Annotated in this window: 17 protein-coding genes; 4 read left to right on the top strand and 13 right to left on the bottom strand. The window is 71.4% G+C overall.

The window, feature by feature from the left end:
• The first annotated feature begins 8 nt into the window (after nt 1-8).
• The gene (locus ACFVN5_RS02150) at nt 9-563 is read left to right on the top strand and encodes a hypothetical protein (protein ID WP_376952979.1); all 555 of its coding nucleotides are present in this window, start codon (nt 9-11) and stop codon (nt 561-563) included.
• A gap of 123 nt (nt 564-686) precedes the next feature.
• Here the strand turns inward: ACFVN5_RS02150 and ACFVN5_RS02145 are convergent, their stop codons facing one another.
• The gene (locus ACFVN5_RS02145; protein WP_376952978.1) at nt 687-2,012 is read right to left on the bottom strand and encodes an ATP-dependent RecD-like DNA helicase; all 1,326 of its coding nucleotides are present in this window, start codon (nt 2,010-2,012) and stop codon (nt 687-689) included.
• Nucleotides 2,013-2,188: 176 nt separating this feature from the next.
• Here ACFVN5_RS02145 and ACFVN5_RS02140 point away from each other — a divergent pair, with 176 nt between their 5' ends.
• Nucleotides 2,189-3,235, top strand: coding sequence for a hypothetical protein (locus tag ACFVN5_RS02140; protein ID WP_376952977.1), 1,047 nt, complete (start codon nt 2,189-2,191; stop codon nt 3,233-3,235).
• Nucleotides 3,236-3,260: 25 nt separating this feature from the next.
• On the opposite strand, the gene ACFVN5_RS02135 is transcribed toward ACFVN5_RS02140, so the two are convergent.
• The 5 genes from ACFVN5_RS02135 to rpmB all read right to left on the bottom strand — a co-directional run bounded on the left by ACFVN5_RS02135 (nt 3,261) and on the right by rpmB (nt 6,775).
• Nucleotides 3,261-5,243, bottom strand: a complete 1,983-nt coding sequence (locus ACFVN5_RS02135; RefSeq protein WP_376952976.1) for a cytochrome c oxidase assembly protein — start codon at nt 5,241-5,243, stop codon at nt 3,261-3,263.
• A gap of 250 nt (nt 5,244-5,493) precedes the next feature.
• Entirely contained in the window at nt 5,494-5,781 is a 288-nt protein-coding gene (locus tag ACFVN5_RS02130; protein WP_376952975.1) for an HU family DNA-binding protein, read from the bottom strand.
• A gap of 281 nt (nt 5,782-6,062) precedes the next feature.
• Nucleotides 6,063-6,368, bottom strand: a complete 306-nt coding sequence (rpsN, locus tag ACFVN5_RS02125; protein ID WP_148733081.1) for a 30S ribosomal protein S14 — start codon at nt 6,366-6,368, stop codon at nt 6,063-6,065.
• A 3-nt stretch (nt 6,369-6,371) separates the two neighbouring features.
• Entirely contained in the window at nt 6,372-6,539 is a 168-nt protein-coding gene (gene rpmG / locus ACFVN5_RS02120; protein ID WP_021760158.1) for a 50S ribosomal protein L33, read from the bottom strand.
• A complete protein-coding gene (gene rpmB / locus ACFVN5_RS02115; protein ID WP_056727420.1) occupies nt 6,539-6,775 on the bottom strand; it encodes a 50S ribosomal protein L28 in 237 nt (78 codons plus the stop codon). The genes rpmG and rpmB overlap by 1 nt, the downstream gene beginning before the upstream one ends.
• Nucleotides 6,776-7,024: 249 nt before the next feature.
• Between rpmB and ACFVN5_RS02110 the strand changes: the two genes are divergently transcribed.
• Entirely contained in the window at nt 7,025-7,417 is a 393-nt protein-coding gene (locus tag ACFVN5_RS02110) for an MmcQ/YjbR family DNA-binding protein (protein WP_376952974.1), read from the top strand.
• On the opposite strand, the gene ACFVN5_RS02105 is transcribed toward ACFVN5_RS02110, so the two are convergent.
• The 7 genes from ACFVN5_RS02105 to ACFVN5_RS02075 all read right to left on the bottom strand — a co-directional run bounded on the left by ACFVN5_RS02105 (nt 7,414) and on the right by ACFVN5_RS02075 (nt 13,888).
• Entirely contained in the window at nt 7,414-8,133 is a 720-nt protein-coding gene (locus ACFVN5_RS02105) for a hypothetical protein (protein ID WP_376952973.1), read from the bottom strand. The two genes, ACFVN5_RS02110 and ACFVN5_RS02105, sit on opposite strands and share 4 nt — an antisense overlap.
• A gap of 13 nt (nt 8,134-8,146) precedes the next feature.
• Nucleotides 8,147-9,517, bottom strand: coding sequence for a glutamate decarboxylase (locus ACFVN5_RS02100; protein WP_376952972.1), 1,371 nt, complete (start codon nt 9,515-9,517; stop codon nt 8,147-8,149).
• 231 nt (nt 9,518-9,748) lie between these two features.
• Complete coding sequence (locus ACFVN5_RS02095; RefSeq protein ID WP_376952971.1) at nt 9,749-10,153, bottom strand: Fur family transcriptional regulator; 405 nt, start codon at nt 10,151-10,153, stop codon at nt 9,749-9,751.
• A complete protein-coding gene (locus ACFVN5_RS02090; RefSeq protein ID WP_376952970.1) occupies nt 10,150-10,992 on the bottom strand; it encodes a metal ABC transporter permease in 843 nt (280 codons plus the stop codon). The genes ACFVN5_RS02095 and ACFVN5_RS02090 overlap by 4 nt, the downstream gene beginning before the upstream one ends.
• Entirely contained in the window at nt 10,992-11,915 is a 924-nt protein-coding gene (locus ACFVN5_RS02085; RefSeq protein WP_376952969.1) for a metal ABC transporter permease, read from the bottom strand. Before ACFVN5_RS02085 ends, ACFVN5_RS02090 begins: the two co-directional genes overlap by 1 nt.
• Nucleotides 11,916-11,973: 58 nt before the next feature.
• Nucleotides 11,974-12,771: a metal ABC transporter ATP-binding protein gene (locus ACFVN5_RS02080; RefSeq protein ID WP_376952968.1), complete on the bottom strand. Its 798-nt coding sequence runs from the start codon at nt 12,769-12,771 to the stop codon at nt 11,974-11,976.
• Between the two features lie 4 nt (nt 12,772-12,775).
• Nucleotides 12,776-13,888 (bottom strand): metal ABC transporter substrate-binding protein, encoded by a 1,113-nt coding sequence (locus tag ACFVN5_RS02075; RefSeq protein WP_376952967.1) that lies wholly within the window; start codon nt 13,886-13,888, stop codon nt 12,776-12,778.
• 185 nt (nt 13,889-14,073) lie between these two features.
• Between ACFVN5_RS02075 and ACFVN5_RS02070 the strand changes: the two genes are divergently transcribed.
• Nucleotides 14,074-14,559 (top strand): GNAT family N-acetyltransferase, encoded by a 486-nt coding sequence (locus tag ACFVN5_RS02070; RefSeq protein ID WP_376952966.1) that lies wholly within the window; start codon nt 14,074-14,076, stop codon nt 14,557-14,559.
• The last annotated feature ends 13 nt before the right edge of the window (nt 14,560-14,572 follow it).

Here is a 14,572-nt window from a genome sequence, read left to right as displayed (position 1 = left end):
GCCGGGCCATGACCGCACTGTCGGCGCTCGCGCGCACGTGGCCGATGCTCTGCGCCCTCGGCGCCGGGCTGGTGCTGCTCGCCCTCGCCGCCGGTGCCGGGGGGATCCCGGGAGGCGTCATGGCCGCGGCCGGTGCAGCCGGCCTCGGCTGGGGCGTCCTCTCGCTGCGGGCGGGCCGCGCCCTCGTGCCGGGCCTCGCGCTCGGCACGGGCGCGGCCCTCCTCGTGGGGACGGGCGCGCTCGTCGGCAGCGGCCTCGCCGCGGCGGACGAGGTGCCGGTCGGGCCCCTGCTCGCGGCATCCGTGTTCATCGTCGTCGTTGCCGGCCACTGCGCGGTCGTGCTGCGCAGGCGGGCCCGCCGCGTTCGCGAAGGCCGCGCGGATGCCGCCACGCCACGGACCGCGGCCGTCGACGGGCGGCTCCCGCTGGTCGGCCTCGTCGCCGGGGCGCTGCTCGTCGCGGGACTCGCGACTCCCGCGCTCGCGGCCACCGAGGCGGGTCGGCTGGCGGTCCCGCACGGCGAGCACGGCTCAGTGGTGACCGACGAGGGTCACCACCACTGACCGCGTCCGGGGGTGCGTGGCGACGACATCCCCGGGCGCATCCCGGGGGCGGCGCGCGACGGGGGCCCGTCGCCCCATCTCGCGCGGATCGACGCACAACTCCGCCGTAACCCGACGCGCAGGTTACGGCTCCGAGGTCGGCCCGACCGCGTCCGCGTCGATCTCGCGCATGGCCCCGGCCATGAACCGCTCGACGTCGCGGTCGACCATGATGTCGCTCGGCCGCAATGGCCGGGCGAGGTAGAGCCCGTCGAGTGCGGTGAGGCGGCTCAGCGCGACGTAGGTCTGCCCGGGGCTGAAGGCCCGCGACCCGAGGTCGACGACCGCCGTGTCGTAGCTGGCGCCCTGGGACTTGTGGATCGTGACCGCCCACGCGAGCCGCAGCGGGAACTGCGTGAACTCGGCGACGATCTCGCGCTCGAGCTTCTTCCGCACCGGATCCCACGAGTAGCGGTACTTCTCCCACGTCGCGGGCTCGACCTCGTGCTCCTCGCCGTCGACCTCGACGCGCAGCTCGCGCGTGAGCGACGTGACGGTGCCGATCGTGCCGTTGACCCACCGCGGGCCCTCGCCGCGCAGTGCCACGTCGTTGCGCAGGAACATGACCTGCGCGCCGACCTTGAGCTCGAGCCGCTCGTCGGCCGGGAACGCGCGCCCGCCGAAGTCGCCGTTGACCTCTGCCTCGTTGGCCTGCGAGTGACCGGGCAGCCGGTGCAGCTGCTGCGCGTTGATGCGGTTCACGGTGTCGTTGCGGGTCGCGAGCGTGATCGCGCCGTGCTCGGGCAGCGGGCGGCGCGCGCCCACGTCGTTGAGCACGCCCGCGATCTCGGCCGTGACGCGGCCGTGCCGCACGGCGTTGAGCATGAACTTGAACTCGTCGTCGTGCTGGCGGTGCACCTCGCCGAGCTCGAAGATGCGCAGGTCGGCCTCCCGCCACACCTTCGCGTCGAAGAACCACATCGACTCGTAGGTGTCGGCGAAGTAGCGCCGCTCCTCGCCGTCGCCCGGCACCGGGGCGAGCTGGTACGGGTCGCCGAACAGCACGACCTGGGCGCCGCCGAAGGGCTCGTGCGGCCGCTGCCGCGCCTGGCGCAGCGAACGGTCCATCGCGTCCATGAGGTCGGCGTTGACCATCGACACCTCGTCGATCACGAGCGTGTCCATGGCGTTCAGGAGCTTGCGCACGGCGTCGTTCTGGTCGATGTCGCGGTCGGCGATGACGCCGATGGGCAGCCGGAACAGCGAGTGGATCGTCTGCCCGCCGACGTTGAGCGCGGCGACACCCGTGGGCGCGCAGATGACGATCTGCTTCTGCGTGTGCCAGTTGAGGTGGTTGAGCAGCGTCGACTTGCCGGTGCCCGCGCGCCCGGTCACGAAGACGTGCTCGCGGGTGCCCTCGATGGCCTGGTACACCGCGGCCTGTTCGCGGGTGAGCGTGAGGTTCTGCACTGGTGGCCTTCGGCGAGCGGATGCCGCGGGCCCCTCCCGCGGCGGCGCCCCTCCGGGCGCGTTCCCACTGTAACCACGGCGCGCCCCTCGTCGGCCCAGGCGGCGGACACCTGTGGGTGCTCGCGCACGCCTGTGGATGTCCGGGCGTGCGACCGGCGCCCGCTTAGACTGTGCGGGTGGGGAGCTCGGGCGCGCGACGGGGACCGGTGTCGCCCGCCGCGATCGCCGGCTGGGCGATGCTCGCGGTGCTCGTCGTCGGGGCGTTCCTCGCCGCCCTGGGCTCGCTGAACCAGACCATCTACGGCGCTCCGAGCTTCGTCGAGCGCTACCTCGAGGCGATCGCCGACGACGACATCGCCGCGGCATCCACGACCCCGGGCGTCGCGCTCGACGCCGGGGAGCTGGCCGCTCTCGGCCTGCCCGAGAACGTCTCGACGGCGATGTTCCGCTCGGACGTCGTCAAGAGCGGACCGGAGGACATCCGCATCATCAGCGATGTCGCCCTGCCGGACGGATCGCACACGGTGACGGCGAGCTACCGACTCGACGTGTCGATCGTCGAGACCACGTTCGACGTGCGACCCATCGCTCCGCTCTACGGCGTGCTGAACCGGTGGGAGTTCTCGGTCAGCCCGCTCGCCGTCATCGACGTCACGGCCGCGCACAACCCGCTGTTCACCGTGGGCTCGCTGACACTCGACACCCGCGCGACGAAGTCGGGCGCCGACCTCACCGCGTTCACGCAGACCGCCCCGTACCTCGCCATCGCGCCGGCGGTCTACGAGTTGGGCTACACGTCGACGTTGCTCGAGGCCGTCCCGACCGACCTGCCGGTCCAGCCGTCGTCCCGACCGGCGGTCACGGTCGACTCCGTGCCCACCCCCACGTTCGTCGAGCGCGTGCAGGTGCAGGTGAACGGCTACCTCGACCAGTGCGTGGCCCAGGCGGTGCTGCAGCCGGCCGGATGCCCCTTCGGGATCGAGATCGACGACAAGGTCGTGAGCGACCCGGCGTGGACCATGATCACCTATCCGACGGTGACGCTCACCCCCGGAGAGACCGCGTTCGAGATGCCGCCCACCGAGGGCGTGGCGCACATCTCCGTCGAGGTGCAATCGCTGTTCGACGGCGAGTTCTCCCAGCTCGAGGAGGACCGGCCGTTCATGCTGGCGCTCACGGCGACGATCCGGCCCGACGGGAGCATCGCGATCCAGCTCATGTGAGCGGCCCGCGGCATCCGCTCGCCTGCTATCGGCCGACCGGGCCCTGCGCGTCGTGCTCGGCGATGGCCGCGAGCCGCGCGTTGTACGCCTCGAGCTCGGCGTCGCCCGTGCGGTCGGCGTGCCGGTCGCGGCGCCGCGACTCCTTCTCGTCGCTGCGCGCCCATTGCACGGCGACCGTGATCGCGAGGGCGACCGTCGGGATCTCGCCGACCGACCAGGCGATGCCTCCGCCGAGCTGCTGGTCGGCGAGCGCGTCGGTGCCCCAGCCCATCGCGCCGTACCAGTCGCTCAGGAGCAGCCCGGTGCCCGACATGATCGCCAGGCCGAAGAACGCGTGGAACGCCATGGTGCCGAGCAGCAGCACGAGCCGGAACGGGTAGGGGAGCCGGTAGGGCACCGGGTCGATGCCGATGAGCGACTGCACGAACAGGTACCCCGTGATGAGGAAGTGGGCGATCATCCACTCGTGGCCGATGTGGTCGGTCATCGTCCAGCGGAAGAGCGGCGAGTAGTAGAAGACCCAGAGGGAGCCGACGAAGAGCGCCGCCGCGACGATCGGGTTCGCGATGATCGACGCGAAGCGGGAGTGCACCGCGAGCAGGATCCACTCGCGGCCGCCGCGCGAGCCGTCCTTGCGGAGGTGGATCGCGCGGGCGGCGAGGGTGACCGGCGCGCCCGGCACGAGCAGCACCGGCACCGCCATCGTGAGCGCCATGTGCGCGCCCATGTGCGCCGAGAAGAGGTACTCCTCGTAGACGTTCACGCCGCCGTTCGTGATGTACGCGAGCACCAGCAGGCCCGCGACCCACAGCACCGTGCGGTACACCGGCCAGTGGTCGCCGCGGCGGCGGAGCCGCCACACGCCGGCGAGGTAGAAGAAGATGCCGAAGCCGCAGAGCAGCAGCCAGATGAGGTCGACGTTCCACTCGGTGAAGAAGCGGTACCAGTCGGGCCACGGCGGCAGCGGCACGCCCGTGAGGATCTGCGCCGGCGTGCGCGCGATCGAGCCGACCTCCTCGGTCACGGGCGTCGCCGTGCGCGCGAGGGCCGCCGCGACGCCCGACGCGAGCCCCATGAAGGCGAGCTCGATGACCACGAGGAACCAGAAGTCGCGGGTCGCGGATGCCTCGGCGCGCGCGATCCGGTTGATGAGGTACCGGCGCTGGAGCGCGCCGAAGAGCCCGAGCGCGATGAGCGCGGCGACCTTGGCGAGCACGAGCACGCCGTACTGCGTCGCGAGCTCGTCCCAGGTGCCGATGCGGAGCGCGGCGCTCGCATAGCCCGAGATCGCGACGACGATGAAGCTGATGAGCGCCACGGTCGAGTAGCGGGCCAGCACGACCGGCAGGCGGTCGGCCTCGAGCTGGTTGCGCAGCAGCACGATGGTGAGCAGCCCGCCGAGCCAGGCCGCGGCGAAGACGAGGTGCAGGCCGAGGTCGGCGACGGCCGCGTTGTGCCCGGCGGCGCCCGCCGCGTGGCCCTGCTGCGCCATCGGGACGAGCGAGAACACCGCGAGCGCGGCGACGAACACGAGGGCGGTGTGGTTGCGCACCGCGAAGCACAGCACGGTCACGGCGGCCGCCACGAGCGTCGTGGTCAGCCACGCCTGGCCGAGCTCGATCGACGTGACGAACAGCCCGAGCTTCTGCCCGAACGCCTCGCCGAGGTCGAGCGTCTCGCCCGTCACGACGAGGAAGGTGAGCACGCCCGTCGCGGCGCTCGCGACGGTCATCACGGCAGCGGATGCCGCGGCGATGTCGAGCGCGACGTCGAACTCCTTCTTCGACGGCGCGAGCGCCCACACGGCGAGCACGAGCGAGCCGATCATGCCGGCCGCGCCGAGGTTCACCAGGAGCTTGGCGACGGGGAGGCCCCAGCGCGCGATCGGGCCGGGGTCCTGGATGGGGAAGGGGGCCGCGCCGCCACCGTACGCGAGGGCGCCGAACGTCGCGAGGAGCGCGACGGCGAGGAGCACGGCAGGGCCGAGCACGCGGACGGAGCGGGGCACCGAACCAGCCTAGACGGCGCGACCCGTGCGCTCGCTCGGAGCGGGCCGTCGCGGCATCCGCCCCACTCCCCCACTCCCCCGCCCTCGGGGTGCATGCGCCCTGGCGGCGTTCAGCTCGCGAAACGTCGCAGATGCATGGTCGGACCGTGCATCTGCGACGGCTCGATTCGCGGAGGCCTCGCGTGGCGCCGCGGCCGGGCACGGCGAAGGGGCGCACGGCCACGCCGTACGCCCCTTCGGAGGTCGGATGCTACTTGGCGGCAGCCTTGAGCTTCGAACCCGCCGACACCTTGACCGAGTAGCCGGCCGGGATGTCGATGGTCGCACCCGTCTGCGGGTTGCGGCCGGTGCGCGCGGCACGGTGCGTGCGCTCGACGGCGAGCCAGCCCGGGATGGAGACCTTGGTGCCCGAACCGACGGACTCGGCGAGCGCGTCGAAGAGACCGCCGAGCACGGAGTCGACGGTGGCCTGGCTCTGGCCGGTCGACGCAGCGATCTTCGCGACGAGCTCGGTCTTGTTCAGCGACTTGTCAGCCATTGAATGTCCTCCTCGGACTTTCCGCTGTTTCGGTACAGCTATCGATGAGTACTCGGGAACGATCATCCGACCGCCCCGTGGCCGATCAGGCCGCCTTCAAAGTAGCAGAGAACCGCGGAAACACGCGGATTTCCGGGGCATTCTGCGTCATCGGGGCACGGCGTGTCGCGCCATCGAGTCCGCTGGGCGGCCGAGTGGATGCATCGACATGCTTCCGAGACCGTCCGGGGGACGACGAAAGGGGCGCCCCGTTCGGGACGCCCCTTTCGCTCAAGCGATGCTTACCAGCTCGACTTCGTGATGCCGGGCATCTCGCCGCGGTGGGCCATGTCACGGAAGCGGACGCGCGAGACGCCGAACTTCGTGAGCACGCCACGGGGGCGGCCGTCGATCGCGTCGCGCGAGCGGACGCGGACCGGCGAGGCGTTGCGGGGGAGCTTCTGCAGGCCGACGCGGGCGGCCTCGCGGGTCTCGTCGGTCCCGTTCGGGTCGACGAGCGCCTTCTTCAGTTCGAGGCGCTTGGCCGCGTAGCGGTCCACGACGGCCTTGCGCTGCTCGTTGCGCGCGATCTTGCTCTTCTTCGCCATGTCTTAGCGCTCCTCTCGGAAGTCGACGTGCTTGCGCACCACGGGGTCGTACTTCTTGAGCACGAGACGGTCGGGGTTGTTGCGACGGTTCTTGCGGGTCACGTAGGTGTACCCGGTGCCGGCCGTCGAACGGAGCTTGATGATGGGACGGATGTCCTGCTGCTTCGCCATTAGAGCTTCACCCCACGAGCCTGGATGTCCTTGATGACGGCCTCGATGCCGCGAGCGTCGATCACCTTGATGCCCTTGGCGGACACGTTCAGGGTGACGTTACGACGAAGCGACGGCACGTAGTAGGTCTTCTTCTGCACGTTCGGGTCGAAGCGGCGCTTCGTCCGGCGGTGCGAGTGCGAGATGTTGTGTCCGAAGCCGGGAACGGCTCCGGTCACCTGGCACACTGCTGCCATTGGTCTTTCCTCCAATACCGAGGGGCGGATGCCCCTCCCAAGGTCTCTTGTCTGCTGACGATCCCCATGCCGAAGCCCGCGATCGCTCGCGTTCTCGGTTCGGGATTGTCGCGGTCTGGGCAGTGGAAGTACCCAGCCAAACGTCGAGTCTAACAGACGGGCTGGTCGCGGCCGTAATCGAGCGGATGCCACGGCTTGCGGCCCCCACGGAGGCTGCGGCGCGGCATCCGCCGGCGTAGCCTCATCGCCATGGCGACGTGGGACGACGTGCGCGAGCTGGCACTGGCCCTGCCCGAGGCGAGCGAGCACGTGTCGCGGGGCGGCGCGCAGTGGAAGGTGCACGCGAAGGGCTTCGTGTGGGAGCGCCCGCTGCGCCGCGCCGACCTCGAGTCGCTCGGGATCGCCGAGCAGCAGGGCCCGGTGCTCGGCGCGAAGACCGAGGACGAGGCCGTGAAGCTCGCGCTCATCGCGGAGGATCCGACCGTGTTCTTCACGACCCCGCACTTCGACGGCTACGCGGCCGTGCTCGTGCACCTCGACCGGATCTCGCGACGCCGCCTCGGCGAACTGGTCGCCGAGGCGTGGGCGGCGGTCGCGCCGGCGCGACTCGTCGCCGAGCACTTCTGGCACGAGCCCGACTAGCCCTTCGGGATCGTACGTCGCGAGAGCAGCGCCGCGACGAAGAAGCAGACCGCGCCCAGCGCGGTGCCGGCGTTCGCCCAGAGCTCGTCGAGCAGGCTGCCCGAGTCGGGGATCACGTAGGCGCCGACCGCCGAGATGCCGAAGAAGATCGACCCGAGCAGGTTCAGCCCGGTGCCGTGCCAGGTGCGCGCGTCCCGATCCCAGAGCTTTCCGCGATCCTTCGTGGCGACGACGGCGAGCGAGCTCGCGACGAGGAACGCGATCGAGCCCCACGCGTCGGGGCGCCAGCCGATGCCCACCGCGTCGGGTCGCGCGATGGCCGCGGCGAGCGCGGCGCCCGTCGAGATGTTGAACAGCAGGGTGCCGGCGAACTGGATGGCGGCCGCCCACCAGTCCGCCCGGTCGGCCCGGTTCATCTTCGCGTGCGGCGCGACGCGGCCGCTCAGGCTGAGCTGGATGAACGCGGCGAGCGTGAAGAAGATCGAGCCGACGAAGAACGTGACGTTCGCGCCGACGACGCCGACCCAGTCCGCGTACCACGGCAGCGCGCCGACGAAGAAGCACAGCGAGCCGACCGCGAAGCCCCAGGCCTCGCGACGCAGCCGTCGCACGGTCGTGACCGTGTGCCGCGAGGCGCCGCCCGCGGCATCCGGTGCAGTGGCGCCATCGCGCTCGCCCACCGCGCCTCCGTCGCCCGTCGAGCCCGGATCGCTCATCGAACCTCCGCGATCAGTGGTGGAAGGTCGGACCGATGCCCGGATGCGGCATCGGCTGCTCGAGCGCGTCGAGGTACGCCGTCTCCGTCTTGACGTCGCGCAGGAGGTCCTCGGCGAGGTCCCGGCTGAGGCCGTTCCGGCACACGATGCGCATGACCGTCTGGTCGGCGAGGTCGCCCGACAGCGGATAGGCCGGCACCAGCCAGCCCCGGATCCGCAGCCGCTCGGACAGGTGGTACAGGTTCCACTTGTCGGTGTGGCCGGGCTTCAGCCGCCAGGCGAACACCGGAATGTCGGTGCCGTCGGTGAGCAGCTCGAACGCCTCGATCTCGCCGATGCCGTGCGAGAGGTAACGGGCGACGTTCTGCGAGGCCTGCTGGATCTCGGTGTAGCCGTCGCGGCCGAGTCGCAGGAACCGGTAGTACTGCAGCAGCACCTGGGCACCGGGACGGGAGAAGTTGAGCGCGAAGGTCGGCATCTCGCCGCCGAGGTAGCTCACCCGGAAGATCAGGTCCTCGGGCAGCGCGGCGGTGTTGCGCCAGACGACCCAGCCGACGCCCGGGTAGACGAGCCCGTACTTGTGGCCCGACGTGTTGATGGACTGCACGCGCTTCACCCGGAAGTCCCACTCGAGGTCGGGCTGCAGGAACGGCGCGACCATGGCGCCGGATGCCCCGTCGATGTGCATCGGGATGTCGAGACCGGTCTTCGCCTGGATCTCATCGAGCTTCGCGGCGATCTTCGTGACGGGCTCGTAGGCGCCCGTGTACGTCACGCCCATGAGGACGACGACGCCGATGGTGTTCTCGTCGACCACTTCCTCGAGGCCCGTCCCGTCCATGAGCGGGCGCTCCTCGGTGGTCGGGATGAAGCGCATCTCGACGTCGAAGTAGTTGCAGAACTTCTCCCAGCACACCTGCACGGCCGAGCTCATGATGAGGTTGGGCTTGTCCGTGGGCTTGCCGGCGGCCTTGCGGGAGTGCTGCCACCGCCGCTTCAGGGCGAGGCCGCCGAGCATGCAGGCCTCGGACGAGCCGATGGTCGAAGTGCCGATGACGTCCTCGCGGTCGGGCGCGTTCCACAGGTCGGCCAGGATCCGCCAGCAGTACTCCTCGATCGCGGCGGTCGCGGGGTACTCGTCCTTGTCGATCATGTTCTTGTCGAACGCGTCCTTGTACAGCCGGTCGGCGTGCTCGTCCATCCACGTGCCGACGAAGGTCGCGAGGTTCAACCGGGCGTTGCCGTCGAGCATCGTCTCGTCGCGCACGATGCGGTACGCCGTGTCGGGGAGCATCGAGCCCTCCGGGATCCGGGTGTACCGCGCGGTCGTGGCCTCGCCGATGCGCGAGAACGTCGGCGTGAGCGCGTCATCCTGAATGACCATGTCCCCTCCAGTGGTCGTTCGGCTTCCGGTCCCGCACGCACGCGCGGAACTCGGAAGGCTCTCGACCCCAGGAGGTGCCGGAGCCCCCCGGGCCGGCCACCGTCTACACGGCGACCCTACGCCGCATGGCGGGGGAAGGACATCACTCATTTCGGGTGACGGCGGCACGGGCGTGCGCGGGGCTCGTCGCAGCTGCGCGTCGCGCGTCAGCGCGCTGCGCCGCTGGTCGCGTCAGCGCGCGTCGGCGCCGAGCGCCTTCGTGCAGTTCGCGCAGAGGCCGAACACGTCGACGACGTGGGCGGCACCGGTGAAGCCGTGCTCGGCCGCGACCCGCTTGGCCCACGACTCCACCTCGTCGGCGGCGATCTCGACCGTGAGCCCGCAGTTGCGGCAGATCAGGTGGTGGTGGTGCCCGGTCGTGCTGCACGCGCGGTAGAGCGCCTCGCCCTCGGGCGACTGCAGCGAGTCCGCCTCCCCGTTGGCGGCGAGGTCGCCGAGCGCGCGGTAGACCGTGGCGAGGCCGATGGGCGACCCGTTCGCGTGCAGCGAGGAGTGCAGCGCCTGCGCGCTGATGAAGCCCTCGGTCTCGTCGAGCGCCTCGCGAACGGCTTCGCGTTGCCAGGTGTTGCGTTTCATGCGATGCGTGCGTCCTCTGCGGTCTCCACGGGGATGGCGACTCGGTTCAACGGTAGCCCGCGCAGCTTGGAGATTCCCAGCGCGAGCGCGAAGAAGGCGGTCGCCGCGAGCACGATGCTCGGGCCCGCCGCAACGGCGAACGCCCGCGACGCGAGCACCCCGATGACGCCGGATGCGGCGCCGATGAGCGGCGCCGTCCAGAGGATCGCCCGGTACGTCGGCACCACCATGCGGGCCGCCGCGGCGGGCGCGGCGATGAGCGCGATCGCGAGGATCGCCCCGACGGCCGGCAGCGCGCTCACGACCGTCGCGGCGATGAGCGCGAGCACGAGCAGCTCGATCGGCCATTCGCGGTACCCGGCGGCGCGGAAGCCCGACGGGTCGAACGTCGAGAAGGCGATCTCCTTGCCGAACATCGCGACGAGCGCGACGGCGATGAGGGCCACGGATGCCGCGAGCACGATGTCGGCGTCGGTCACCGTGAGGATCGAGCCCACGAGCAGGGACTCCGCCCGCACGGGCAGCCCGGGGATCACCGCCTGCAGGATCGCGCCGATCGCGAACCCGCCGGTGAGCACGATGCCCGCGGCGACCTGCGCGCCCTGACGTCGTACGCGCGCGATGCCCGCCATCACGGCCACGAGCACCACGGATGCCGCGGCAGCCCCGAGCGGCACGCTCACGCCGAGCGCCGCCGCGGCGACCGCGCCCGGGTACGTGCCGTGCGTCAGGGCCTGCGCGAAGAACGTGCGGCGCCGGAGCACGACGAGGGCGCCGACGAACCCGGCGCCCGCGCCGATCACGATCGCCGCGACGAGGGCGCGCTCGAAGTAGCCCATCAGCGCCCCTCCCCCGTGACGACGGCGCGAGCATCGTCGAGCGGCCGCTCGTCGTCTGGTCGCGGAGCGGTGGTGCGCGTCCGGCCGGCCGCCCAGGCGGCGAGCAGCACGAGCGCGTAGCCCAGGACGAAGACGACGACGATGGTGCTGCCGGCCGGCAGGTCGATGCCCCAGCCGACGGACCCCCAGAATCCGACCGCGAGTCCGAACCACGCGCAGAGGCCGGCGAACACCGCCGCCGCGGGGAACAGCAGCCACAGCCGCTGCGTCGCGAGCCGCGCCACCGCGCCCGGCACGATCAGCAGCGCGAGCACCAGGAGCGTGCCGACCGTGCTCGCCGCCGCGACCACCACGAGCGCGACGGCGCCGTTGAGCACGAGGTCGAGCACGAACGCGGAATTGCCGGCTGCGCGACTTCCACCCGCGTCGAACGCGCGGAACAGCTGCTGCTTCAGGGTGAGGCCCACGGCGAGGAGCGCGACCGCGCCGACCGCGACGAGCGGCAGCACCTGGTCGGGCGGGATCGTGAGCACGCGACCGAAGAGGAGCGCCTCGAGCTCGCCCGCGTAGTCGTCGCTGCGCGACACCACAATCACGCCGACGCTGAACGTCGCCGTGAGCACCACGGCGATCGCCGCGTCCGACGTGACGCCGGCCCGGTCGAGCCACGTCAGCACGAGCGCGGCCGCCAGCGCGGCGATCGCGGCACCCGGGATCAGGCCCGCCGTGCCGCTCACCGCCAGGCCGATGGCGAGGCCGGGGAAGACCGCGTGGGTGAGTCCGTCGCTGATGAACTCGAGGCCGCGCAGGTTGACGAGCACGCCGACCACGCCCGCGACGACGGCGAGCACGAGCATGACGAGCAGCGCCCGCGCCATGAACGGCACCGCGAACGCGCCGAAGAGGGCGTCGAGCAGGCTCATCGACCACTCCCCCGGCCTCGGCGCACGGATGCCGCGAGGGTGCATGCCGCGAGCGGCATCAATGCCCCTCGTGTCCGGGCACGACGAGGGTGTGCTCGTCGATCTCGACCTCGACGCCCTCGAAGCACTCCTGCACGTTGCCCAGGGTCAGCACGTCGTCGACGGGTCCGAATGCGAGCTGCGTGCCGTTCACGAGCACCACGGCGTCGCACACGAGCTTCGCGAGCTCGAGGTCGTGCGTCGAGACGAGCACGGCCACGCCCTGCGCCTTCAGCGCGTGCAGCGTGGCGATGAGCGCGTCGCGGTTCGGCTGGTCGAGGCCGTTGAACGGCTCGTCGAGCAGCAGCAGCGCGGGCTCGGAGGCGAGCGCCCGGGCCAGGAGGCCGCGCTGGCGCTGTCCGCCCGACAGTTCGCCGAACCGGCGCTTCGCGAGGTCGGCCAGGCCGACGGTCTCGAGCGCCCGGCGCACGGCGGCGCGATCCGCGCCTCGGGGCCAGCGGAGCAGGCCCATGCGGCGGTACCTGCCCTGCATCACGACCTGCTCGAGGCTGATCGGGAAGTCGGGGTCGAGGTCGGCCGACTGGGGCAGGAAGCCGATCATGCCGTTGCGGGCATGCGCATCGCCCCGAGCCTCGCTCGCGGCATCCGACCGGCTCAAGCCGACGACCATGCGGCCGGCCGTGAGCGGCACCAGGCCGAGCACGCCCTTCAGCAGCGTCGACTTGCCCGCGCCGTTGGGCCCGATGAGCGCCACCGCCTCGCCCGGCGCGATCTCGAGCTCGAGGTCGGCGACCCCGCCTCCGCCCGGGTGGGTGAAGGCGGCATGCTCGAGCCGCAGCACGGTGGAGTCGATCATGCGGTCATCCTTGCAGCATGGCTGGGAGCGGGGAAGGCGTGACGCCCCACGACTCGAGGATGAGGCTCGCGTTGTGGATCTGGCTGCCGAGGTAGGTCTCACCCGGCGAGCCCGCGACGCCGAGCGAGTCGCCGTAGAGTGCGTCGTCGCCCGAGTAGACGGTCACGTCCGCCTCCGATGCGATCGTCGCTGCCGCCTTCGGCGAGATCGACGCCTCGGAGAACACGGCCTGCACGCCCGTCGCACGGATCTTCGCGACGAGGTCGTCGATCTCGGCCGCACTCGGCTCGGCGTTGTCGTCGAAGCTCGGGATGACGCTGCCCACGAAGGTGAGGTCATAGGCGTCGATGAAGTAGGTGAACGCGTCGTGGTTGGTCACGAGCAGGCGCTGCGCCACCGGGACGGTGTCGACGTTCTCCTCGATCCAGTCGTCGAGCGCCTCGAGCTTGCCGAGGTAACCGTCCTCGTTCGCCGTGACGGCGCCTGCGTCGATGCCCGGCACCGTCTCGAGGCCGTGCGCGATGGTGTGCACCATGTGCTCGGCGAGCTCGGGGTCGGTCCAGATGTGCGGGTTGCCGTCGCCGTGGTCGTGGCCCGAGTGGTCGTCGGATGCCGCGTGGTCGTCGTCGTGCGCGTCGTCGTCGCTGGATGCAGCGTGGTCGTCTTCCGCGGCATCCGCGTCGTCGCCGTGGTCGTGGTCGTGGTCGTGGTCGTCGCTGCCGTAGAGCTCGATGCCGGTGCTGGCGTCGATGAGCACGCCGTCGAAGCCCGAGGCGCTGACCGCGTCGTCGAGCCAGCCTTCGAGGCCCGCGCCGTTGATGACGAGCGCGTCGGCGTCGGCGAGCGCGAGCAGCTGCGCGGCCGAGGGGTCGAAGCTGTGTGCGCTCTGCGCCGGCGCCAGCAGTTGCGTGACCTCGGCCGTGTCGCCGACGAGCTCGCGGGTGAAGTCGCCCACCTGCGTGGTCGTGGCGACGATCGACGGGCCCCGCTCCCCCGCTGCCCCGGATGCCCCGGGGCTCGCGCACGAGGCGAGCGCGAGCACGCCCACCGCCAGCACGGCACCCGTCGCGACGGCGGTGACGGCACGGCGACGCGAAGCGGGCTGGCGTGAGGTCATGGAACGACGGTAGCTGTTATTGATAATGATTGTCAAAACCATCTGGCGTCCCGGCCTTGGCGGGGCGCGTGGCCGGCGATACTCGGCACAACACCGCTGCTGCCAGCGTCATTCCGCGTCATCGTTCACGGCGCGGTTGTGGAGCGTTTCGCCGACTGTCGCACCGGCATGCGAGCATGAAGCACGTGGACCTGACGACGACGCCCCTCACGTTGCACCCGTTCACCGTCGCCGATGCCGAGCGCGTGCTGTCCGGCGAGGTCGACCCGCACGACGGTTGGGAGGGCGGCTACGCCTTCACCGACGAGCCCGAACTCCTCAGCGAGTACGTGCGCGCGGTGCGCGAGACCGGCGACCCCGCGCCCTTCGGGCCCTACCTCGTGCGGCGCGAACGCGACGGGCTGGCCATCGGGGGAGTGAACCTGTTCGGTCCACCCGACGCCGACGGCGTGGTGGAGTTCGCGTTCGGGCTCGTGCCCGCCGTGCGCGGTCAGGGACTCGCGGTCGACACGGTGCTCGAGGTGCTCGAGCTCGCCCGGTCGGCAGGTGCCGCCGCGGTGCGCGCCGAGGCCGAGATTGGCAACCTGCCCGCACGCCGCGCGCTCGAGCGGGCCGGGCTGGTCGAGGCCGAGCGCATCGGCGACGCGATCACCTACCAGGCGCGGCTCTGACGAGCGGCGCTCC

It is taken from the genome of Agromyces sp. NPDC057865, from assembly GCF_042796995.1.
In the GTDB taxonomy this organism is placed as follows: Bacteria; Actinomycetota; Actinomycetes; order Actinomycetales; family Microbacteriaceae; genus Agromyces.
Note: the sequence above shows the minus strand (reverse complement) of the source record. Positions and strands in the feature narration are given on the sequence as shown.